General features: G+C 73.6%; 19 protein-coding genes and 1 pseudogene. 10 read left to right on the top strand and 10 right to left on the bottom strand.

Annotated elements, in window-relative coordinates; translation table 11 throughout:
- Window positions 1-990 (bottom strand): deoxyribose-phosphate aldolase, encoded by a 990-nt coding sequence (gene deoC / locus ACIQD7_RS17775; RefSeq protein ID WP_402442604.1) that lies wholly within the window; start codon window positions 988-990, stop codon window positions 1-3.
- On the opposite strand from deoC, the gene ACIQD7_RS17770 reads away from it, so the two are divergent.
- On the top strand, window positions 930-1,661 hold the full coding sequence (locus tag ACIQD7_RS17770; protein ID WP_402442602.1) for a class F sortase: 732 nt from the start codon (window positions 930-932) through the stop codon (window positions 1,659-1,661). The genes deoC and ACIQD7_RS17770 overlap by 61 nt on opposite strands.
- A 34-nt stretch (window positions 1,662-1,695) precedes the next feature.
- The gene (locus ACIQD7_RS17765) at window positions 1,696-2,367 is read left to right on the top strand and encodes a PH domain-containing protein (protein WP_121829522.1); all 672 of its coding nucleotides are present in this window, start codon (window positions 1,696-1,698) and stop codon (window positions 2,365-2,367) included.
- A 79-nt stretch (window positions 2,368-2,446) separates the two neighbouring features.
- On the opposite strand, the gene ACIQD7_RS17760 is transcribed toward ACIQD7_RS17765, so the two are convergent.
- The 3 genes from ACIQD7_RS17760 to ACIQD7_RS17750 all read right to left on the bottom strand — a co-directional run bounded on the left by ACIQD7_RS17760 (window position 2,447) and on the right by ACIQD7_RS17750 (window position 5,820).
- Complete coding sequence (locus ACIQD7_RS17760; protein WP_402442600.1) at window positions 2,447-4,111, bottom strand: phospho-sugar mutase; 1,665 nt, start codon at window positions 4,109-4,111, stop codon at window positions 2,447-2,449.
- A 296-nt stretch (window positions 4,112-4,407) separates the two neighbouring features.
- A complete protein-coding gene (locus tag ACIQD7_RS17755) occupies window positions 4,408-5,211 on the bottom strand; it encodes a purine-nucleoside phosphorylase (RefSeq protein WP_121829524.1) in 804 nt (267 codons plus the stop codon).
- Between the two features lie 171 nt (window positions 5,212-5,382).
- Window positions 5,383-5,820: a gamma-glutamylcyclotransferase gene (locus ACIQD7_RS17750; protein WP_121829525.1), complete on the bottom strand. Its 438-nt coding sequence runs from the start codon at window positions 5,818-5,820 to the stop codon at window positions 5,383-5,385.
- 203 nt (window positions 5,821-6,023) lie between these two features.
- Here ACIQD7_RS17750 and ACIQD7_RS17745 point away from each other — a divergent pair, with 203 nt between their 5' ends.
- Together ACIQD7_RS17745 and ACIQD7_RS17740 are read left to right on the top strand one after the other, a co-directional pair.
- Complete coding sequence (locus ACIQD7_RS17745; protein WP_121829526.1) at window positions 6,024-7,463, top strand: NAD(P)H-quinone dehydrogenase; 1,440 nt, start codon at window positions 6,024-6,026, stop codon at window positions 7,461-7,463.
- 225 nt (window positions 7,464-7,688) lie between these two features.
- Entirely contained in the window at window positions 7,689-8,615 is a 927-nt protein-coding gene (locus ACIQD7_RS17740; RefSeq protein WP_121829527.1) for a DeoR/GlpR family DNA-binding transcription regulator, read from the top strand.
- Window positions 8,616-8,669: 54 nt separating this feature from the next.
- Here the strand turns inward: ACIQD7_RS17740 and ACIQD7_RS17735 are convergent, their stop codons facing one another.
- Window positions 8,670-9,215 (bottom strand): TetR/AcrR family transcriptional regulator, encoded by a 546-nt coding sequence (locus ACIQD7_RS17735; RefSeq protein WP_402442597.1) that lies wholly within the window; start codon window positions 9,213-9,215, stop codon window positions 8,670-8,672.
- A gap of 80 nt (window positions 9,216-9,295) precedes the next feature.
- The gene (locus ACIQD7_RS17730) at window positions 9,296-11,050 is read right to left on the bottom strand and encodes an acetyl/propionyl/methylcrotonyl-CoA carboxylase subunit alpha (protein WP_402442595.1); all 1,755 of its coding nucleotides are present in this window, start codon (window positions 11,048-11,050) and stop codon (window positions 9,296-9,298) included.
- Window positions 11,051-11,414: 364 nt separating this feature from the next.
- Here ACIQD7_RS17730 and ACIQD7_RS17725 point away from each other — a divergent pair, with 364 nt between their 5' ends.
- The gene (locus ACIQD7_RS17725) at window positions 11,415-11,855 is read left to right on the top strand and encodes a hypothetical protein (protein ID WP_121829530.1); all 441 of its coding nucleotides are present in this window, start codon (window positions 11,415-11,417) and stop codon (window positions 11,853-11,855) included.
- A 13-nt stretch (window positions 11,856-11,868) separates the two neighbouring features.
- On the opposite strand, the gene ACIQD7_RS17720 is transcribed toward ACIQD7_RS17725, so the two are convergent.
- From ACIQD7_RS17720 to ACIQD7_RS17705, 4 genes are all read right to left on the bottom strand, one after another.
- Entirely contained in the window at window positions 11,869-12,474 is a 606-nt protein-coding gene (locus ACIQD7_RS17720) for a nucleoside triphosphate pyrophosphatase (RefSeq protein WP_121829531.1), read from the bottom strand.
- Window positions 12,475-12,537: 63 nt separating this feature from the next.
- Window positions 12,538-12,666, bottom strand: coding sequence for a morphogenic membrane protein MmpB (gene mmpB / locus ACIQD7_RS17715; RefSeq protein WP_272922277.1), 129 nt, complete (start codon window positions 12,664-12,666; stop codon window positions 12,538-12,540).
- 219 nt (window positions 12,667-12,885) lie between these two features.
- The gene (locus tag ACIQD7_RS17710) at window positions 12,886-13,098 is read right to left on the bottom strand and encodes an acyl-CoA carboxylase epsilon subunit (RefSeq protein WP_402442593.1); all 213 of its coding nucleotides are present in this window, start codon (window positions 13,096-13,098) and stop codon (window positions 12,886-12,888) included.
- A 29-nt stretch (window positions 13,099-13,127) separates the two neighbouring features.
- Window positions 13,128-14,720: an acyl-CoA carboxylase subunit beta gene (locus ACIQD7_RS17705; protein ID WP_121829533.1), complete on the bottom strand. Its 1,593-nt coding sequence runs from the start codon at window positions 14,718-14,720 to the stop codon at window positions 13,128-13,130.
- Window positions 14,721-14,854: 134 nt separating this feature from the next.
- On the opposite strand from ACIQD7_RS17705, the gene ACIQD7_RS17700 reads away from it, so the two are divergent.
- From ACIQD7_RS17700 to hutH, 5 genes and pseudogenes are all read left to right on the top strand, one after another.
- The gene (locus ACIQD7_RS17700) at window positions 14,855-15,709 is read left to right on the top strand and encodes a biotin--[acetyl-CoA-carboxylase] ligase (protein ID WP_121829534.1); all 855 of its coding nucleotides are present in this window, start codon (window positions 14,855-14,857) and stop codon (window positions 15,707-15,709) included.
- 215 nt (window positions 15,710-15,924) lie between these two features.
- Entirely contained in the window at window positions 15,925-17,064 is a 1,140-nt protein-coding gene (locus ACIQD7_RS17695) for an adenylate/guanylate cyclase domain-containing protein (protein ID WP_121829535.1), read from the top strand.
- Window positions 17,065-17,133: 69 nt separating this feature from the next.
- A complete protein-coding gene (locus ACIQD7_RS17690; protein ID WP_161373957.1) occupies window positions 17,134-17,922 on the top strand; it encodes an enoyl-CoA hydratase/isomerase family protein in 789 nt (262 codons plus the stop codon).
- 79 nt (window positions 17,923-18,001) lie between these two features.
- Window positions 18,002-19,099, top strand: a pseudogene (locus ACIQD7_RS17685) (diguanylate cyclase domain-containing protein); the annotation flags it as partial.
- 481 nt (window positions 19,100-19,580) lie between these two features.
- Window positions 19,581-21,122, top strand: a complete 1,542-nt coding sequence (gene hutH, locus ACIQD7_RS17680) for a histidine ammonia-lyase (protein WP_402443273.1) — start codon at window positions 19,581-19,583, stop codon at window positions 21,120-21,122.
- Window positions 21,123-21,181 lie beyond the last annotated feature (59 nt).

The following is a 21,181-nucleotide window of genomic DNA, read 5'->3' as shown; positions in this document are numbered from 1 at the left end:
TCAGTCCACCGTCACGTAATCGGGGCCGGAGTAGCGGCCGGTCGCCAGCTTCTGGCGCTGCATCAGCAGGTCGTTGAGCAGGCTGGAGGCGCCGAAGCGGAACCAGTGGTTGTCCAGCCAGTCCTCGCCCACGGTCTCGTTGACGAGCACCAGGAACTTGATCGCCTCCTTGGTGTTGCGGATGCCGCCGGCCGGCTTCACGCCCACCTGCACGCCGGTCTGGGCGCGGAAGTCGCGCACGGCCTCCAGCATGAGGAGGGTGTTCGCCGGGGTGGCGTTGACCGCGACCTTGCCGGTCGAGGTCTTGATGAAGTCCGCGCCGGCCATCATGCCGAGCCAGGAGGCGCGGCGGATGTTGTCGTACGTGGACAGCTCGCCGGTCTCGAAGATCACCTTGAGGCGGGCGCGGTCGCCGCACTCCGCCTTGATCGCGGCGATCTGTTCGTACACCTCCAGGTAGCGGCCGGCGAGGAAGGCGCCACGGTCGATGACCATGTCGATCTCGTCGGCCCCGGCGGCGATGGCGTCGGCCGTGTCGGCGAGCTTCACGGGGAGCGCGGCGCGGCCGGCCGGGAAGGCGGTGGCGACCGAGGCGACCTTGACGCCGGAGCCCGCGAGGGCGGCCTTGGCGGTGGCCACCATGTCGGGGTAGACGCAGACGGCGGCGGTCGTCGGGGTCGTGCGGTCGGTCGGATCGGGGTGGACGGCCTTGGCGGCGAGCGCCCGGACCTTGCCCGGGGTGTCCGCGCCTTCGAGCGTCGTCAGGTCGATCATGGAGATGGCCAGGTCGATGGCGTACGCCTTGGCCGTGGTCTTGATCGAGCGGGTGCCGAGGGACGCGGCGCGCGCCTCCAGGCCGACGGCGTCGACGCCGGGCAGCCCGTGGAGGAAGCGGCGCAGCGCACGGTCGGACGTGGTCACGTCGGCGAATGCGAGTGTGGGGGTACCTCCCTCGCCGAAGGCCGAGGGGGAGGGTGCAGTGGTGGGCATGGTCACCAGTCGAGCATATCTACGCGCGTAGCGACCTGTACAGGGGAGGGGGTCGGCAGAGCCCGAGGTCACAGGCGGGCGGTCGGCGTGGTGGCCGGTTCCGGGACCGGTGCCGGGGCGCGGGCCGGACCGCCCGCCCGGGTCACCGAGACCGCCGCGCCCGCGCCGGGCGCCGCACCCGTCCGGACGCCGCGCCCGTCCGGCCGCCGGCGCGCTCCCTGCCCGTCCGGGTTCGGACGGCCTCCACCGGGGTCGACACCGGACCCGTCCTGGAACTGGGACTCGCCGCCGACGGCACCGTCGAGGTGCCCTCCGTCGCGGACGCCGACCGCATCGGCTGGTACGACAAGGGCGTCACGCCCGGCGAGACCGGCCCCGCCGTCCTCATCGGGCACTTCGACACCGCACGCGGCCCGGCCGTCCTCAAGGACGTCTCCCTCGCCCGGGCAGGCGACGAGATCGCCGTCACCCGCGCCGACGGGAAGACCGCCGTCTTCCGCGTCAGGGAGCTGGAGCAGGTCGACAAGGACTCCTTCCCAACCGCCAAGGTGTACGGCGACACCACCCGGCCCGAGCTGCGCCTGATCACCTGCGGCGGCGAGCTGACCGGCGGCCACCGCCCCGACAACATCATTCTGTACGCCGACCTCGTGGCCGTGCGGGCCGCCTGAGCCCCCGCCCGCCCGCTGAGGCAGAATCGGCGGCATGACGACCCCCGAGCCGACCCCCGAGCCGCGCCACGAGCCGAGCCCCGGGTCGACCCCTGAGCAGTCCTACGCCGACCGGGTCTTCCGGTCGCCCCTCGGGATCGCGAGCGGGGTGTTCCTGCTCGCGCTCGCGGCCGTGTTCGCCGGTGACGCGATGCTCCGCGGCGAGGGCCGGACCCCCTGGCTCGCGCTCGCGGGCCTCGTCCTGGCCGCGCCGCTGATCGTCGCCTTCACGATCCGGCCCGCCGTGTACGCCAACGACCGCCGGCTCCGCGTCCGCAACCCGTTCCGGTCGATCGTGCTGCCCTGGGCCTCCGTCGCCGACGTCCGCGCCGGGTACTCCAGCGAGGTCTTCACCCAGGAGGGCGAGAAGTATCAGCTCTGGGCCGTCCCCGTCTCGCTGCGCCAGCGCAAGAAGGCCGCCCGCCGGGCCGCCCGCGCCTCCCAGGACGACCCCCACGGCCGCACCTCCGTCAGCGCCGACGTGCGGCAGAGCGCCTCGCGCACCGCGCCCACCGATCAGACCGTCGCCGACCTGCGCGAGCTCGCCGAGCGGCACGCCGGGAGCCCGGAGGCGCAGGGCGAGCCGCAGGTCCGCTGGGCGTACGAGATCATCGCGCCCGCCGTCGCCGGACTGCTGCTCCTGGTGATCCTGGGCGCGACGGGCTGAGCGGCCGCCCTCCCGGACACGCGTGGGGGCCGGTACGGAAATCCCCTTCCGTACCGGCCCCCACGCGTGTGGCGGTGGCTTACAGCCCCGCTGCCTCCGACAGGTCGCGCTTGACCGCGGCGAGCAGCTCGGCGGCCGTGGCGCGGGCCGCCGGGAGCGCGTCCGCGCCGTCCACCGGGACCACGACCTCCAGGTAGCACTTGAGCTTGGGCTCGGTGCCGCTGGGGCGCACGATCACCCGGGCCTTGTAGGCGCCCTCCAGGTGGTAGCGCAGGCCGTCCGTGGGCGGCAGCGCCTCCGTGCCCTTCGTCAGGTCCTCGGCCGAGACGACCGTCAGACCGGCGAGGGCGACCGGCGGGCGCTCGCGCAGCGCGGCCATCGCGTTCGCGATGATCCCCAGGTCCTCGACCCGCACCGACAGCTGGTCCGTGGCGTGCAGCCCGTGCTCCACGGCCAGGTCGTCCAGGAGGTCGGTCAGGGTCCGGCCCTCCTCCTTGAGCACCGAGGCCAGCTCGGTGACGAGCAGCGCGGCCGTGACGCCGTCCTTGTCGCGGACGCCCTCCGGGTCGACGCAGTAGCCGAGCGCCTCCTCGTAGCCGTACCGCAGGCCCTCGACGCGGGCGATCCACTTGAAGCCGGTCAGCGTCTCCTCGTACCCGAGGCCCGCGCCCTCCGCGATCCGGCCGAGCAGCGAGGACGAGACGATCGACTCGGCGAACACGCCGGTGACGCCCCGGCGCACCAGGTGCGCGGCGAGCAGCGCGCCCACCTCGTCGCCCCGCAGCATCCGCCAGCCGCCCTCGGCGTCCGCGTCCGGCACGGCCACCGCGCAGCGGTCGGCGTCCGGGTCGTTGGCGATCACCAGGTCCGGGGCCACCGCGCGGGCCGCCTCGAAGGCGAGGTCCATCGCGCCCGGCTCCTCCGGGTTCGGGAAGGCGACCGTCGGGAAGTCCGGGTCCGGGTCGGCCTGCTCGGCCACCAGGGCGGGCGGCGGGAAGCCGGCGCGGGCGAACGCGGCCGTCAGGACGTCCTTGCCGACGCCGTGCATGGCCGTGTAGACGGTCCGCGCGGTACGGGGCGAGCCGGGGGTCAGGACCGCGTCCGTACGCTCCAGGTAGGCGTCGAGCACCTCGTCGCCGAGGGTCTCCCAGCCGTCCTCCGGGCGCGGCACGTCGTGCAGCGAGCGGACGGCCGCGATCTCGGCGGCGATCTCCGCGTCGGCGGGCGGCACGATCTGCGAGCCGTCGCCCAGGTAGACCTTGTAGCCGTTGTCGCGCGGCGGGTTGTGGCTCGCGGTCACCTCGACGCCGGCGACGGCCCCCAGGTGCCTTATGGCGTACGCGAGGACGGGCGTCGGCAGCGGGCGGGGGAGCAGCGCGGCGCGCAGCCCGGCGCCGGTCATCACGGCGGCGGTGTCGCGGGCGAAGTCGGCGGACTTGTGGCGGGCGTCGTAGCCGATGACGACCAGGCCGCCCTCCTGGCCCTTGCCCTTCAGGTACGCGGCGAGGCCGGCGGCGGCGCGGATGACCACCGAGCGGTTCATCCGCATGGGCCCGGCGCCCAGCTCGCCCCGGAGTCCGGCCGTGCCGAACTGGAGCGTGCCGGCGAAGCGGACGGCGAGCTCGTCCGTCGTACCGGCCCGGCCGTCCTCGATGAGCCGCGCGAGCTCCTCGCGGGTCTCCTGGTCGGGGTCCTCGTCGAGCCATGCCTGGGCCCGGGTGAGGAGGTCGTCGTCCTGCGTCACGGTGTGCCTTTCGGAGGGGACGGGGGCTTTTGCGGGGGCGGGGGTGGTGGGTGCCGGTGGGTGGGCGGGGGTGTGTGCCGCTGCGCGGAGCCTTTCCCCACCCCGCCCCTTCCCGTAACCGGGGCTCCGCCCCGGACCCCGCGCCTCAAACGCCGGCGAGGCCGAAGTTCAGCCCGTCCGGCGTTTGAGGACACGGCCGAAGGCCGTACGGGGGTCCGGGGGCTTGCCCCCGGTTTCGGGAAGGGGCGGGGTGGGGAACAAGCCCCGCGCAGCGGTGCGCCGCCCGTCGGATCCGGCTAGATCCGGTCCAGGACCCGCGTCAGCAGCTCGCCCATCCGCGCCGCCGAGTCGCGGCCCGCCTGGAGGACCTCCTCGTGGTTCAGGGGCTCGCCCGAGAGGCCCGCCGCCAGGTTGGTGACGAGGGAGATGCCCAGGACCTCGGCGCCGGCCTCGCGGGCCGCGATGGCCTCCAGGACGGTGGACATGCCGACGAGGTCGCCGCCCAGGACGCGGACCATGTTGATCTCGGCCGGGGTCTCGTAGTGCGGGCCGGGGAACTGCACGTAGACGCCCTCTTCGAGGGTCTCGTCGACCTCCTTGCACAGCGCGCGCAGCCGCGGCGAGTACAGGTCGGTGAGGTCCACGAAGTTCGCGCCGACGATCGGGGAGGCGGCCGTCAGGTTGATGTGGTCGCTGATCAGGACCGGCTGGCCGGGGCGCATCCCCTCGCGCAGACCGCCGCAGCCGTTGGTCAGGACGACGGTCTTGCAGCCGGCGGCGACGGCGGTGCGGACGCCGTGGGCGACGGAGGCGACGCCCCGGCCCTCGTAGAAGTGGGTGCGGCCCAGGAAGACCAGGGCGCGCTTCTCGCCGATCTTGTACGAGCGGACCGTGCCGCCGTGGCCCTCGACGGCCGGCGGCGGGAAGCCGGGGAGCTCGGTCACCGGGAACTCGGCCTCGGGGGCGCCGAGGGCGTCGACGGCGGGCGCCCAGCCCGAGCCCATGACCAGGGCGACGTCGTGGCTCTCGACTCCGGTCAGCTCGCGAAGACGCGCGGCGGCGGCCTCGGCGGCCTCGTACGGGGTGGCAGTTGCGTTCACTGACTTCTCTCGCCTCGGGGAGGGGAGTCCGAGGCGGACCCCGGACGATTTTGATACGCGAAGAAGCGTAGCCGGAGAATCCCTACGCGCGTAGATGACGGTGCTGACGGACATGCGATCGTTGTCTTGTCGTTTCCGACGAAAGCACGGCCGGGCGGGTCCGCGGGCCGCTCAGCAGGGGCGCTTGCGCAGTTCCATCACGTAGTCGTGCGGGGCGCCCGCCGACTCGGCCGCGTCCGCGACCTCGCCCAGGTAGCGGGCCGACGGGAGCCCGCCCTCGTAGCCGTTGAGGACGTACGCCCAGGCGGGCTCCTCGCCGTCCAGGGTGTGCGCCCGCACCCGCATGCGACGGTAGACGTCGAGGCCCACGCCCTCCCAGCGGTCCATGGAGTCCTCGTCCATCGGCGCGATGTCGTACAGCGCCACGAAGACCTGGGAGCGGGGGGCCTCCACGATGGTGGCGAGCGCTCCCTCCCACCCCATCTGCTCACCGCCGAAGGTGAGCCGCCAGCCGTTCAGCCAGCCCGTCCCGCGCAGCGGGGAGTGCGGTGCGCGGCGGCTCATCAGCCGCGCGTCCAGGTTGCCGGCGAAAGCGGCGTAGAGGGACATGGGACCGAGGGTACGGGAGGGGGCGGAGGGGCGGACCGCCTTCCCGGAGGGCCCCCGGACCCCTTCGGAGCCCCCGCCGCGTGACCGTGCCGGACGTGCGGGACAATGGGGTACGCACTTGAAGCGTGCGGGACAATGGCGTACGCACTGCACCCCAGCGGGGGGACCCCCCGGCAGAACGAGAGCGCGAGGCGTAGATCCCAGTGACCCGGATCGTGATCATCGGCGGCGGACCCGGCGGATACGAGGCGGCCCTGGTGGGCGCCCAACTCGGCGCGGAGGTGACCGTCGTCGACACCGACGGCCTCGGCGGCGCGTCCGTCCTGACCGACTGCGTCCCCTCCAAGACCCTGATCGCCACCGCCGAGGTGATGACCACCTTCGACTCCTCGTACGAGGAACTGGGCATCATCGTCGCGGACGACACCCCGCACATCGACCAGGCCGCCCGGGTGGTGGGCGTCGACCTCGGCAAGGTCAACCGGCGGGTGAAGCGCCTCGCGCTCGCCCAGTCGCACGACATCACCGCCTCCGTCACCCGCGCGGGCGCCCGCGTGCTGCGCGGCCGCGGCCGGCTCTCCGGCCGGCAGGCCGTGGACGGCTCCCGCCAGGTGATCGTGACCGCCGCCGACGGCACCGAGCAGACGCTGACCGCGGACGCCGTGCTGATCGCGACCGGCGGCCACCCGCGCGAGGTGCCCGACGCCAAGCCGGACGGCGAGCGGATCCTGAACTGGACCCAGGTCTACGACCTCAAGGAGCTTCCCGAGGAGCTCATCGTGGTCGGTTCCGGCGTCACCGGCGCCGAGTTCGCCGGCGCCTACCAGGCGCTCGGCTCCCGGGTCACCCTGGTCTCCAGCCGCGACCGGGTCCTCCCCGGCGAGGACCCGGACGCCGCCGCCGTCCTGGAGGACGTCTTCCGGCGCCGCGGCATGAACGTCATGGCCCGCTCCCGCGCCGAGTCCGCCAAGCGGGTCGGCGACCGGGTCGAGGTCACCCTCGCGGACGGCCGGGTCATCTCCGGCACCCACTGTCTGATGGCGGTCGGCGCGATCCCGAACTCGGCCGGCATGGGCCTGGAGGAGGCGGGCGTCCGCCTCAAGGACTCCGGGCACATCTGGACCGACCGGGTCTCCCGCACCTCCGCCCCCGGCGTCTACGCGGCCGGCGACGTCACGGGCGTCTTCGCGCTCGCCTCGGTCGCCGCCATGCAGGGCCGGATCGCGATGTACCACTTCCTGGGCGACGCGGTGACCCCGCTCAACCTGAAGACGGTCTCCTCGAACGTCTTCACCGACCCCGAGATCGCCACCGTCGGCTACACCCAGGCCGACGTGGACGCGGGCAAGATCGACGCCAAGGTCGTCAAGCTGCCGCTGCTGCGCAACCCGCGCGCGAAGATGCAGGGCATCCGGGACGGCTTCGTCAAGATCTTCTGCCGTCCGGGCACGGGGATCGTGGTCGGCGGCTGCGTCGTCGCCCCGCGGGCGAGCGAACTGATCCATCCGATCTCGATCGCGGTCGACAACAATCTGACCGTCGAACAGATCGCAAATGCTTTCACCGTGTACCCCTCCCTGTCGGGCTCGATCGCGGAAGTGGCACGGCAGTTGCAGACCCGAAAGTCGGCGGGCGACGCCTAGTCGCCGCGCCCGTCCCGGCTCCCGCCTGCGGGAACGGTTCTCCGACTCGGACAACCCCCGGCAAGCCGGGGCATAGAACGATCAATGACGGGGCCTCCCATACCACTTGGGGGCCCCGTCCGTGCGCAACTTCTGCAATTCGCCGCATACTGCTGAAAAGCATCGCGCGGCCACGTTACTGTCAGTTTCGTGTTCGCTGCAGAACGTCGCCAGTTGATCCTCGAAATGGTGCGCGCCAACGGAGCCGTGTCGCTCCGCGAGCTCGCCCGCGTCGTCCAGACCTCGGAGGTGACCGTACGGAGGGACGTACGGGCCCTGGAGGCAGAAGGACTCCTCGACCGCCGCCACGGCGGTGCGGTGTTGCCGGGCGGATTCACGCGAGAATCCGGCTTCCCGCAGAAATCCCATCTCGCGACCGCGGAGAAGACGGCCATCGCCGACGTCGCGGCGAGCCTCGTCGAAGAGGGCGAGGCCATCGTCGTCGGCGCCGGGACGACCACGCAGGAGCTGGCCCGCCGGCTCGCCCGCGTGCCCGGCCTGACCGTGGTCACCAACTCCCTGCTCGTCGCCCAGGCCCTCGCCCACGCCAACCGGGTCGAGGTCGTCATGACCGGCGGCACCCTGCGCGGCTCCAACTACGCGCTCGTGGGCAGCGGCGCCGAGCAGTCGCTCCAGGGGCTGCGGGTCTCCCGGGCCTTCCTCTCCGGGAGCGGCCTGACCGCCGAGCGCGGCCTGTCCACCTCCAACATGCTCTCCGCGAGCGTGGACCGGGCGCTGGTGCAGGCGGCCGCGGAGGTCGTGGTCCTCGCCGACCACACCAAGCTGGGCTCCGACACCATGTTCCAGACGGTGCCCACCGACGTGATCACCCGGCTCGTCACCGACGAGCCCCCCGCGCACGACGAGCGGGCCGCCACCGAGCTCCAGGCCCTCGCCGACCAGGGCGTGCAGATCGCCGTCGCGGGCACGGGCGCGGGTTCCGGACCCGCCGGCGGTGATCAGCTCCCCCCCGGGGCCCGGCCCCGCCGTGACGTGCCGCTCCCGGGCCAGCGCGGCCGGATGGTGGCGGGGCAGTTCCGGGGCCCGGGCGGCGGCATGGCCGCGGAGACGCTGGAGCGCACGGCCCGGGTGGCGGACCTGCGCCGCCGCTGAGGGGAGGCATCCGGCCCGTCACCGGGGCCCGCGCGCCCGGGGCCCGTACGGGCCTCAGGCCTTGATGCCCCGCAGCGTCAGCGCGAGCAGACGGTCCGCCAGTTCCGTGTCCTCCGGGCACTGTTCGGCCGTGAGCGCGATCGCGTTGGTCAGCTGCATCAGGTCGCCGATCGACACGTCGGCCCGCACCCGGCCCGCCTCCCGGGCCCGTGCGAGCAGCCGGTCGCCCGCCGCGCGCAGCGGGTCGCTGCACCGGGAGAGCGCCGAACTCCGGTCGTAGGACGCGGACATCAGCGCGTGCGCGAGCCCCCGGTACTCGCCCGCGTGGGCGACCAGGGCCCGCAGCCACTCCACGAGCGCCCGGCACGGATCGTCGGCTTCCGTCAGCGCGTGCGAGCGGTCGAGGAGTTCCGCCAGGGCCTCCTGGAAGACGCCGTTCAACAGGTCGGCGCGGGTGGGGAAATGGCGGTAGAGGGTGCCGATCCCCACGCCCGCGCGGCGCGCGATCTCCTCCAGGGGCGCGTCGGCGCCCTGACCGGCGAAGGCGGCGCGGGCCTCGACGAGCAGGCGTTCGTGGTTGCGGCGTGCGTCGGCGCGCATGGGTGACGGAGGCCCTCCCCTCGGCGAAGGGCCCGCAGGCGGCTGCCTGCGGGCCCTCCGTACCGTACTGGGTGCGACGGTCAGTCCTTGATGTCGCAGATGGTGGCGCCGGAGGTGACCGAGGCGCCGACCTCGGCGGTCAGGCCCTTGACGGTGCCGGAGCGGTGCGCGTTGAGCGGCTGCTCCATCTTCATGGCCTCCAGGACGACGATCAGGTCGCCCTCCTTGACCTCCTGGCCCTCCTCGACCGCGATCTTCACGATCGTGCCCTGCATCGGGGAGGCGAGGGTGTCGCCGGAGGCCGCCGGGCCGGACTTCTTGGCCGCGCGGCGCTTCGGCTTCGCACCGGCCGCCAGGCCCGTACGGGCCAGGGACATGCCCAGCGACGACGGGAGGGAGACCTCCAGGCGCTTGCCGCCGACCTCGACGACGATCGTCTCGCGGCCCGCCTCGTCCTCGTCGGCGTCCGGGCCGGCCGGGGCGAAGGGCTTGATCTCGTTGACGAACTCCGTCTCGATCCACCGGGTGTGGACCCGGAACGGGTCGGCGGTGAACGCCGGGTCGACCACGACGGCCCGGTGGAACGGGATCGCGGTGGCCATGCCCTCGACCCTGAACTCCGCCAGGGCGCGCGCGGCGCGCTGGAGGGCCTGCTCGCGGGTGGCGCCGGTGATCACCAGCTTGGCCAGGAGCGAGTCCCAGGCCGGGCCGATGACCGAGCCGGACTCCACGCCCGCGTCCAGGCGGACGCCGGGGCCGGTCGGGGGCTGGAAGAGGGTGACGGTGCCGGGCGCGGGCAGGAAGTTGCGGCCCGGGTCCTCGCCGTTGATGCGGAACTCGAAGGAGTGACCGCGCACGGCCGGGTCGCCGTAACCCAGCTCCTCGCCGTCGGCGATCCGGAACATCTCGCGGACCAGGTCGATGCCCGTGACCTCCTCGGTCACCGGGTGCTCGACCTGGAGGCGGGTGTTGACCTCCAGGAAGGAGATCGTGCCGTCCAGGCCGACGAGGAACTCGACCGTGCCGGCGCCGACGTAGCCGGCCTCCTTCAGGATCGCCTTCGACGCCGCGTACAGCTGCTTGTTCTGGTCCTCCGTCAGGAAGGGGGCCGGGGCCTCCTCGACCAGCTTCTGGTGGCGGCGCTGGAGCGAGCAGTCGCGGGTGGAGACCACGACCACGTTGCCGTGGGTGTCGGCCAGGCACTGGGTCTCGACGTGGCGCGGCTTGTCCAGGTAGCGCTCGACGAAGCACTCGCCCCGGCCGAAGGCCGCGACGGCCTCGCGGACGGCGGAGTCGTACAGCTCCGGGACCTCTTCGAGGGTGCGGGCGACCTTCAGGCCGCGACCGCCGCCGCCGAAGGCGGCCTTGATGGCGATCGGCAGGCCGTGCTCCTTCGCGAAGGCCACGACCTCCTCCGCGCCCGAGACCGGGTCGGGGGTGCCGGCGACCAGCGGGGCACCGGCGCGCTGCGCGATGTGACGGGCCGCCACCTTGTCGCCCAGGTCCCGGATCGCCTGCGGCGGCGGGCCGATCCAGATCAGGCCGGCGTCGAGGACCGCCTGCGCGAACTCGGCGTTCTCCGAGAGGAAGCCGTAGCCCGGGTGGACCGCGTCCGCGCCGGAGTCCTTCGCGGCCTGGAGGACCTTGGCCATGTCCAGGTAGCTGGTGGCCGGAGTGTCACCGCCCAGAGCGAACGCCTCGTCGGCCGCACGGACGTGCAGGGCGTCCCGGTCCGGCTCGGCGTACACGGCCACGCTGCCGATACCGGCGTCCCGGCACGCCCGGGCCACACGGACAGCGATTTCGCCACGGTTGGCGATGAGCACCTTGCGCACGATGGCTCCCTCCTGGAAACAAGCTGAGTTTAGGGACTGCCGACACGGCCTTTCGACCCGTCCCCAGTGGTGAGCTTGCCCACACGGAGGGTGACCCCGGGCCTGCTCGGGTCGTGAATTCCCTTGTCGCACCACGGTACGCAGGGTTCCTTTACGGCACAGTAGCTCCGAGGTGTGGCGCAGGTCTCTGTTCATGCGGCCAGTCGCCGTTCGGGTTTCTTTGTGGGGTCCCTACGAACGGTTCGGCGTTTCTTTGCGCGGCTCTCCGTCGTGGCCCGGCGTGTGCGCACTCTTGTCCAGGGGTTTACCGGCCAGTAGCCTTCCCGCTGTCGATCGTACTGTCGGTAACAGGCGAATCCAGGGGGTGGCCGAGGTGGCCCGCAGACCGATAGCCCTCGTGACGGCCGCGGTGCTCCTCCTGGAGGCCCCCGGCATCGTCGCGATCAACGCCGTCATGGCGCGCTTCGTGGAGGTCCAGTCGATGTCCCTCGACGGGATGGACCCCGACGCCGTGGTCACCGGCACCTGGGCCCTCGGCATCGCCTCCGGGGCGGCCCTCGTCCTCTGCGCCCTCGTCGCCCTCCTCGCGGGCCTCCGCGACCGCGCCCCGGGCCGCTTCGGCCGGGGCCTGCTCATCGGCTGCGCGATCGTGCACGGCGTCCTCGGCGCGGTCGCCGTCGGCCTCCTCGGCTGGGAGGCCTTCGCCTTCCTGATGGTGGTCCTCGGCCTGATCGTCCTCACCCTGGTGGCGTACGGGAAGCGGGCCGGGGAACCGGTCGCGAAGGAGGCGCCGGTTCCCGCGTAGCCGCCCGGGAGCCTCAGGCCCAGAGGTCCGTGATCCCCACGTCCAGCTTGCGCAGCAGCCGGCGCAGCAGCGGCAGGGACAGGCCGATCACGTTGCCCGGGTCGCCGTCGATGCCCTCGATGAACGGCGCCGAGCGCCCGTCCAGGGTGAACGCGCCCGCCACGTGCAGCGGTTCGCCGCTCGCCACGTACGCCGCCACCTCCTCGTCCGTCGGCTCGCCGAAGCGGACCACGGTGGAGGCGGTCGCCGACTCGTAGCGCTTGGCGGCCGTGTCGTACACGCAGTGACCCGTCTGGAGGATGCCGACCCTGCCGCGCATCGCCTTCCAGCGGGCCACGGCCTCCTCGGCGTCGGCGGGCTTGCCCAGGGCCTTCCCGTCCAGCTCCAGGACCGAGTCGCAGCCGATGACGAGCGCGCCGGACGCCTCCGGGCGGGCGGCCACGTGGGCGGCCTTGGCCTCCGCGAGGGCGAGCGCGAGTTCGGCCGGGGTCGGGGCGTGGACCTTGTCCTCGTCGACGCCGCTCACGATCACCTCGGGGGCGAGTCCGGCCTGCCGGAGCAGACCGAGCCGGGCGGGGGAGGCGGAGGCGAGCACGACACGGCGCGGATCAGCAGTCATGGGGGCAGCGTAGCCAGTGCGGGAGGCCCGGACCCACCGGACCGCCGGGCACGCGCGCGGGGGTCAGCGCACGCCGACCACGAACATCAGCACCACCATCGCGAGCGCCAGCAGCACGCCCGCGCGGCGGATCATCGCCTGCATCTCGCGCATGAACTTCGGCGGCTGGTTCTTCGGGTCGGACCACAGCATGTCTCCGATCCTGCGGCCGCGCGGGCCGCGGCGCCTGAGTACGGATACTCAACCGGCCCGGTGTCCCCGGACACACGCGCGTGGGGCCGGAAAACGGAAGCACGCGCGCGGAGGAATCCGGAGAAGGGAAGCACGCGCGAAGGAATCCGGAGGACGGAAGCACGCGCGCGAAGGGCCGGACCCCCCGCACACGGGGTCCGGCCCTCCGGCCCTGACGTCTCAGGCGGGCCAGTACGACCTCGCCCAGGCCCGCGGGCCCGGACGGGGCCGTACGGCCCGCGCGATGCGGGAGGGGTCCGACCACCCCTCCGGCACCGCCGGGCCGCCGTCCCCGGCGGACGCCGCCGCCGTGGCCGCGGCCCGGGCCTGGACCACCGCCAGTGCGGCGGCCAACTCCTCCGGAGTCGGGTTTCCTCGTACGACCTTGATCATGTCGGCTCCTTGAAGGTCCGGAGGGGCTGCTACAGCGGGATGTTGCCGTGCTTCTTCGGAGGCAGGGATTCCCGCTTCGTGCGGAGCTGACGCAGGCCCTTGACGATCTGCGGGCGCGTGTCGGACGGCAGGACCACGCCGTCGATGTACCCGCGCTCGGCCGCCGTGTACGGGTTGAGCAGGGTGTCCTCGTACTCCTGGATCAGCCGCGCCCGCGTGGCCTCGACGTCGTCCGCCTCGGCGATGGTGCGGCGGTGCAGGATGTTGACCGCGCCCTGCGCGCCCATGACCGCGATCTGCGCCGTCGGCCACGCCAGGTTCAGGTCCGCGCCCAGGTGCTTGGAGCCCATCACGTCGTACGCGCCGCCGAAGGCCTTGCGGGTGATGACCGTGATCAGCGGGACCGTGGCCTCCGCGTACGCGTAGATCAGCTTCGCGCCGCGCCGGATGATGCCGCCGTACTCCTGGTCCACGCCCGGCAGGAAGCCCGGCACGTCCACGAAGGTCAGGACCGGGATGTTGAACGCGTCGCAGGTGCGCACGAAGCGCGCGGCCTTCTCGGAGGCGTCGATGTCCAGACAGCCCGCGAACTGCATCGGCTGGTTGGCGACCACGCCGACCGGGAAGCCCTCGACGCGGCCGAAGCCGGTCAGGATGTTCGGCGCGAACAGCGCCTGCGTCTCCAGGAACTCGCCGTCGTCCAGGACGTGCTCGATGACCTTGTGCATGTCGTACGGCTGGTTCGCCGAGTCCGGGATCAGCACGTCCAGCTCGCGGTCCTCGTCCGACACCTCGGTGTCCGCGGACTCCGGGAAGGCCGGCGGCTCCGACAGGTTGTTCGAAGGGAGGTAGGAGAGCAGGGACTTCACGTACTCGACGGCGTCCTTCTCGTCCCCCGCCATGTGGTGCGCCACGCCCGAGGTCGCGTTGTGCGTCCGGGCGCCGCCCAGCTCCTCGAAGCCCACGTCCTCGCCGGTCACCGTCTTGATGACGTCGGGACCCGTGATGAACATGTGCGAGGTCTGGTCCACCATCACCGTGAAGTCGGTGATCGCCGGGGAGTACACCGCGCCGCCCGCACAGGGGCCGACGACCAGCGAGATCTGCGGGATCACGCCGGAGGCGTGGGTGTTGCGGCGGAAGATCTCGCCGTACATCCCGAGCGCGCTCACGCCCTCCTGGATGCGGGCGCCGCCGGAGTCGTTGATGCCGACGACCGGGCAGCCGGTCTTCAGCGCGAAGTCCATCACCTTGATGATCTTCTGGCCGTACGTCTCGCCGAGCGCCCCGCCGAAGACCGTGAAGTCCTGCGAGAACACCGCCACCGGACGCCCGTCGACCGTGCCGTAGCCGGTGACGACGCCGTCGCCGTACGGACGGTTCTTCTCCAGGCCGAAGTTGGTGGAGCGGTGCCGGGCGAACTCGTCCAGCTCGACGAACGACCCTTCGTCGAGGAGGAGGGCGATCCGCTCGCGCGCGGTCAGCTTCCCCTTCGCGTGCTGCTTCTCCACCGCACGCTCCGAGCCGGCGTGGGTGGCCTCGTCGATACGGCGCTTGAGGTCCGCGATCTTGCCCGCGGTCGTGTGAATGTCGATCTCGTGCTGCTCTGCCGGCTCGGACATCGGGATGCGGCTCCCTGCCTGGTCACGGGGGGTTCGTTGACTGCGAATGGGCTACTGCTGCCCTACTGACCCGTAGCGTATCCACGCCGATACGGTTCGGCACTGCGGTCTTTGCCACACCTACTCTGACTTGCATGACGTCCTCCCAAGGCTCCGGCGGACGCTGGTCCGACCTCGACCGGCCCCCGCTCAACGAGACCGCCCTGCGCCGCGCGCTCGTCCTCCCCGACGGACTGTGGACCTCGCTCGACGTGGTCCCCACCACGGGATCCACCAACACCGACCTCGCCGCCCGGGCCGCCGACCTGCCCGAGGGCGCGGTCCTCGTCGCCGAGGAGCAGACCTCGGGCCGGGGTCGCCTCGACCGCACCTGGAGCGCGCCCGCCCGCTCCGGGATCTTCGTCTCCGTGCTGCTCAAGCCGGACGTGCCCGCCCACCGCTGGGGCTGGCTCCCGCTGCTCACCGGCGTGGCGGCGGCCACCGGCCTCGCGAAGGCCGCCGGCGTCGACATGTCCCTCAAATGGCCCAACGACCTCCTCGTTTCCGTCAAGGGCGAGGAGCGCAAGACCGGCGGCATCCTCGCCGAGCGGGCCGGCACGGACGGCGTCGTCGTCGGCCTCGGCCTCAACGTCACCCTCCGCGAGGACGAACTCCCCGTCCCCGGCGCCGGGTCCCTCCTCCTCGCCGACGCGGTCTCCACCGACCGCGACACCCTCCTGCGGGCCGTTCTGCGCTCCCTCGCCCAGTGGTACGGGGAGTGGACGCGGGCCGGCGGCGACCCCGGGGCCTCCGGGCTCCAGGAGGCCTACGCGGCGGGCTGCGCGACCCTCGGCCGCCGGGTCAGGGCCGAGCTGCCCGGCGAGCGGACCCTGGAGGGCGAGGCGATCGCCCTGGACGGCGACGGACGCCTCGTGGTGGCCACCGAGGGCGGCGGCACGGAGGCGGTGGGCGCGGGCGACATCGTCCACGTACGGACGCCGAACGCCTGACGGCTCGACGGGGGCGTCCCGCGACGGCCGGGGGACGGGCCGCCTCGGTCGCGGGAGGGCCCCGGGCCCGGCCGCGCGGGGCCCCGTCCCCCGTCCGGGGGACGGAACGGCTCGCCTTCCGGGCGTGAGCCATTCCACACCTGTCGTATCGTGGAGCGCGATCCAGGCGACAGATCGGCAGGGCAAGTGGGCAGGGAACGGGCAGGAGGCGGCCGGTGACCGTCGACGACGAGGACTCGGGCGGCGCGCCCGAGCCTCCCGCGTACCCCACCCCCCATCACGAGGTCGACCACACGGCGGAGCCGAGCGACGACCCCCTCGCCATCCGCCTCGAACAGCTCATCCTCGGCGCGGACCGCCGCTACACCCCCTTCCAGGCCGCCCGCACCGCCGGCGTCTCCATGGAGCTGGCCTCCCGCTTCTGGCGCGCCATGGGCTTCGCCGACATCGGGCAGGCCAAGGCGCTCACCGAGGCCGACGTGCTCGCCCTGCGGCGGCTCGCGGGCCTCGTCGAGGCCGGGCTGCTCAGCGAGCCGATGGCCGTGCAGGTCGCCCGGTCCACCGGACAGACCACCGCCCGGCTCGCCGAGTGGCAGATCGACTCCTTCCTGGAGGGCCTCACCGAGCCGCCCGAGCCCGGCATGACCCGCACCGAGGTCACGTACCCCCTGGTCGAGCTGCTCCTGCCCGAGCTGGAGGAGTTCCTGATCTACGTGTGGCGCCGGCAGCTCGCCGCCGCCACCGGCCGGGTCGTGCAGGCCGCCGACGACGAGGAGATGGTCGACCGGCGGCTCGCCGTCGGCTTCGCGGACCTCGTCGGCTTCACCCGGCTCACCCGCCGCCTGGAGGAGGAGGAGCTCGGCGAGCTGGTCGAGGCCTTCGAGACCACCTGCGCCGACCTCGTCGCCGCGCACGGCGGCCGGCTCATCAAGACCCTCGGCGACGAGGTGCTCTACGCGGCGGACGACGCCGGGATCGCAGCCGAGATCGCGCTGCGCCTGATCGAGACCCTCGGCCACGACGAGACGATGCCCGCGCTGCGCGTCGGCATCGCCTTCGGCACTGTGACGACCCGGATGGGCGACGTCTTCGGCACCACCGTGAACCTCGCCAGCCGGCTCACCTCGATAGCCCCCAAGGACGCCGTCCTGGTCGACAGCGCCTTCGCGAAGGAGCTGACCAGGACCGGCGAGGCGCCCGTCTCCGAGGCGGAGGCGGCCGAGGAGGCGGCCCGTGCCGAGAAGGAGGGCCGCACGCCCGCCGCGTACCGCTTCGCGCTCCAGCCGATGTGGCAGCGCCCGGTCCGGGGCCTCGGCGTCATCGAACCCTGGCTCCTGGGCCGCCGTCCCACTTAGGATCTCCTCCGTGAACGCCGGTTAACAGCCGTTAACGGGCGGAGCCGGCTGGTGGGAGGGTGTGCGGTCATGTCCGAGCAGCGTTTCGGTGAGTACGTGGTGGTCCGGCGGGAGGGGCACGTCGCGGAGCTGGTCCTCGACCGGCCCAAGGCGATGAACGCGGTCTCCTCCGAGATGGCCCGCTCCCTCGCGGCCGCCTGCGACGCGCTCGCCGCCGACGCCGCCGTCCGCGTCACCGTCCTCACCTCCTCGAACGAGCGGGCCTTCTGCGTCGGCGCCGACCTCAAGGAGCGCAACTCCTTCACCGACGCCGAGCTGGTCCGCCAGCGCCCGACCGCCCGCGCCGCCTACACCGGCGTCCTGGAGCTGCCCATGCCGACCGTCGCCGCCGTGCACGGCTTCGCCCTCGGCGGCGGCTTCGAGCTGGCGCTCGCCTGCGACGTGATCGTGGCCGACGCGACCGCCGTCGTCGGCCTGCCCGAGGTCTCCGTGGGCGTCATCCCCGGCGGCGGCGGTACGCAGCTGCTCCCGCGCCGGGTGGGCGCGGCCCGCGCCGCCGAGCTGGTCTTCACGGCCCGTCGGGTGGAGGCGGCCGAGGCCCGCGAGCTGGGCCTGGTGGACCTCCTGGCGGAGGACGCGCGGACCGGCGCCCTGGAGCTCGCCGGGCGGATCGCGGCCAACTCCCCGGTGGGCCTGCGCGCCGCGAAGAAGGCCATGCGGCTCGGCCAGGGCCTGGACCTGCGGGCGGGCCTGGAGGTCGAGGACGCGGCCTGGCGCTCGGTGGCCTTCTCGGGCGACCGGGCCGAGGGCGTGGCGGCCTTCAACGAGAAGCGGAAGCCGGAGTGGCCGGGGGAGTGACCCCGCCGATCCGCCCGACGGGTCACTTTCCGTGACGTCCCGAAGGGGAAAACGGATCAAACCTCCCTAAGCTGGAGGAATGGGTGAGGACGGGCGGCTGCGGGCCGTAGTGGCGCTGGCGCAGGGGATGGCGGCGGCGCACACGCCACGGGAGTTCTGGCGGGCGGCGGCGCTCGGGGCCCGCGACGGGCTCGACGGGAGTTTCGCCGCGCTGTCCGTCTGGGAGCGGGACCACGGACGGCTCAAGGTCCTGGTGAACGCCGGGGAGCGGGCCGTGGGGGAGGAGGAGTTCCCGGACGCGGAGACGTATCCGGTGCACCAGTTCCCCGAGATCACCGAGTTCCTGCACGAGCGGTGGGCGGGCGGCGGCGAGCCGGACGCCTGGGTGGAGACCGCCGCCGACGCCGTCCCGACCGGCCGCGTGGCCGGTCTGCGGCGGCGCGGGCGGGGCTGCTGCGTGGTCGCCCCGATCGTGCTCCACGGGCGGGCCTGGGGCGAGCTGTACGTGGCCAGGCCGCTCCGGCAGAAACCTTTCACCCGCGCGGACGCCGGCTTCGCGACCGTCCTCGCGGCGGTCGTCGCGGCGGGCATCGCCCAGGCCGAGCGCCTGGAGGAGGTCCGCAAGCTGGCCTTCACCGACCCCCTGACGGGCCTGGCCAACCGGCGGGCCGTCGACACCCGTCTGGACGAGGCCATCGAGCGCTACCGGACGGACGGCTCCGTGGTGAGCCTGGTGGTCTGCGACCTCAACGGCCTCAAGCGGGTCAACGACACCCACGGCCACGCGGTCGGCGACCGCCTCCTCGAACGCTTCGGCTCCGTCCTCTCCCGCTGCGGCGCCCGGCTCCCCGGCGCCCTCGCGGCCCGGCTCGGCGGCGACGAGTTCTGCCTCCTGACGGTCGGCCCGGCGGCGGACGAGGTGGTCGCGGTCGCCGAGGAGCTGTGCGTACGGGCGGCGGAGCTGGAGCTGGGCGAGGGCGTGGCCTGCGGGGTGGCGTCCACGGGCGACCCCATCGGGCCCCTCAAGTCGGCCCGCCGGCTCTTCCGGCTCGCGGACGCCGCCCAGTACCAGGCCAAGGCGGGCCGCTCGGCGAAGCCGGTGGTGGCGGGGCGGGACGGCACGGTCGTGCGCCTCGCGGACGCCCCGCCGGGCGCCCGCGACCGCCGCCGCTTCCGCGACGCGCCGACGGTGGAGCTGCCGGAGCCGGGGGCGGGGGCGGTGGCGCCCGGGCCGCCGGACCCGGATCCGGCCCCGTCCCCCGGCCCCGAGTCGGCGCCCGAGCGCCCCGAGCGCCCCGGGGGCGCCGCCTGGCCCGTGGAGCCCCCGGGCGAGGAGCCGACGGAGACGGCCCTCCGGCCGGAGGAGCCTCCGGCGGAGGACGGGTGAGGGACGGGTGGCCTGTTGGAGGCGGGGGCGGCGGGACCGGAAGCTGCGGTGACAGCGGGACCGGAAGCCGCGGCGACAGCGGGACCGGCGACAGCGGGACCGGAAGCCGCAGCGGCACCGGGACCGGCGGCCGCAGGATCGCAGCAGCGGAACCGCAAGCTGCGGTGACAGCGACGTCACCCTCCCGGTAAGGGACAACCCCCGTCCGGGACGGTGACGAAATCCCCTAGTGACAGGTCGGTCTTCAATCCGTAGGGTGCTGAATATGGATATGCAGACAGTCGTCCTCGGCACGTCCGGCACGACCCCGCAGGACGTCGTCGACGTCGCCCGCCACGGCGCCCGCGTCGAGCTGTCGACCGAGGCCGTGCAGGCCCTCGCCGCCGCCCGGGAGGTCATCGACGCGCTCGCCGCCAAGCCCGAGCCCGTCTACGGGGTCTCCACCGGCTTCGGCGCCCTCGCCACCCGGCACATCAGCCACGAGCTCCGCGCACAGCTCCAGCGCAACATCGTCCGCTCGCACGCCGCCGGCATGGGCCCCCGCGTCGAGCGCGAGGTCGTGCGCGCCCTGATGTTCCTGCGCCTGAAGACCGTGGCCTCCGGCCACACCGGCGTCCGCCCCGAGGTCGCCCGGACCATGGCCGACGTCCTCAACGCCGGGATCACCCCGGTCGTGCACGAGTACGGCTCCCTCGGCTGCTCCGGCGACCTCGCCCCGCTCTCCCACTGCGCCCTCGCGCTCATGGGCGAGGGCGACGCCGAGGGCCCCGACGGGCAGGTCCGCCCGGCCGGAGAGCTGCTCGCCGAGCACGGCATCGCACCCGTCGAGCTGAAGGAGAAGGAGGGCCTCGCCCTCCTCAACGGCACCGACGGAATGCTCGGCATGCTGGTCATGGCCCTCGCCGACCTCGACACCCTCTACAAGTCGGCCGACGTCACCGCCGCGCTCTCCCTCGAAGCCCTCCTCGGCACCGAGAAGGTCCTCGAACCCGAGCTGCACGCCATCCGCCCCCACCCCGGCCAGGCCGCCTCCGCCGCCAACATGCTGGCCGTGCTCAAGGGCTCCGGCCTCACCGGCCACGCCCAGGCCGGCGAGGCCCCCCGCGTCCAGGACGCCTACTCGGTCCGCTGCGCCCCGCAGGTCGCCGGCGCCGGCCGCGACACCCTGGCCCACGCCCGCCTCGTCGCCGAGCGCGAGCTGGCCGCCGCCGTCGACAACCCGGTGGTCCTGGGCAACGGCGAGGTGCGCTCCAACGGCAACTTCCACGGCGCCCCCGTCGCGTACGTCCTCGACTTCCTCGCGATCGCCGCCGCCGACCTCGGCTCCATCGCCGAGCGCCGCACCGACCGGCTCCTCGACAAGAACCGCTCGCACGGCCTGCCGCCCTTCCTCGCCGAGGACGCCGGCGTCGACTCGGGCCTGATGATCGCCCAGTACACCCAGGCCGCCCTGGTCAGCGAGATGAAGCGGCTCGCCGTCCCGGCCTCCGCCGACTCCATCCCGTCCTCCGCGATGCAGGAGGACCACGTCTCCATGGGCTGGTCCGCCGCCCGCAAGCTGCGCACCGCGATCGGCAACCTCACCCGGATCATCGCCGTCGAGCTGTACGCCGCCACCCGGGGCGTCGAACTCCGCGCGGGCCTCACCCCGGCCCCCGCCTCGCGGGCCGTCATCACCGCCCTGCGCGAGGCCGGCGTCCAGGGCCCCGGCCCGGACCGCTTCCTCGCCCCCGACCTGGCCGCCGCCGACGCCTTCGTACGGGAGGGGAAGGTGGTCGCCGCCGTGGAGCCGGTCACCGGCCCGCTGGAGTAAGGCCGTTGGAGCACGCGCGAGGGCCCGCCCCTGCCGGGGGAATCCGGCGGGAGCGGGCC

Origin of the sequence: Streptomyces sp. NPDC093071 (assembly GCF_044754545.1) — a bacterium.
In the GTDB taxonomy this organism is placed as follows: Bacteria; Actinomycetota; Actinomycetes; order Streptomycetales; family Streptomycetaceae; genus Streptomyces.
Note: the sequence above shows the minus strand (reverse complement) of the source record. Positions and strands in the feature narration are given on the sequence as shown.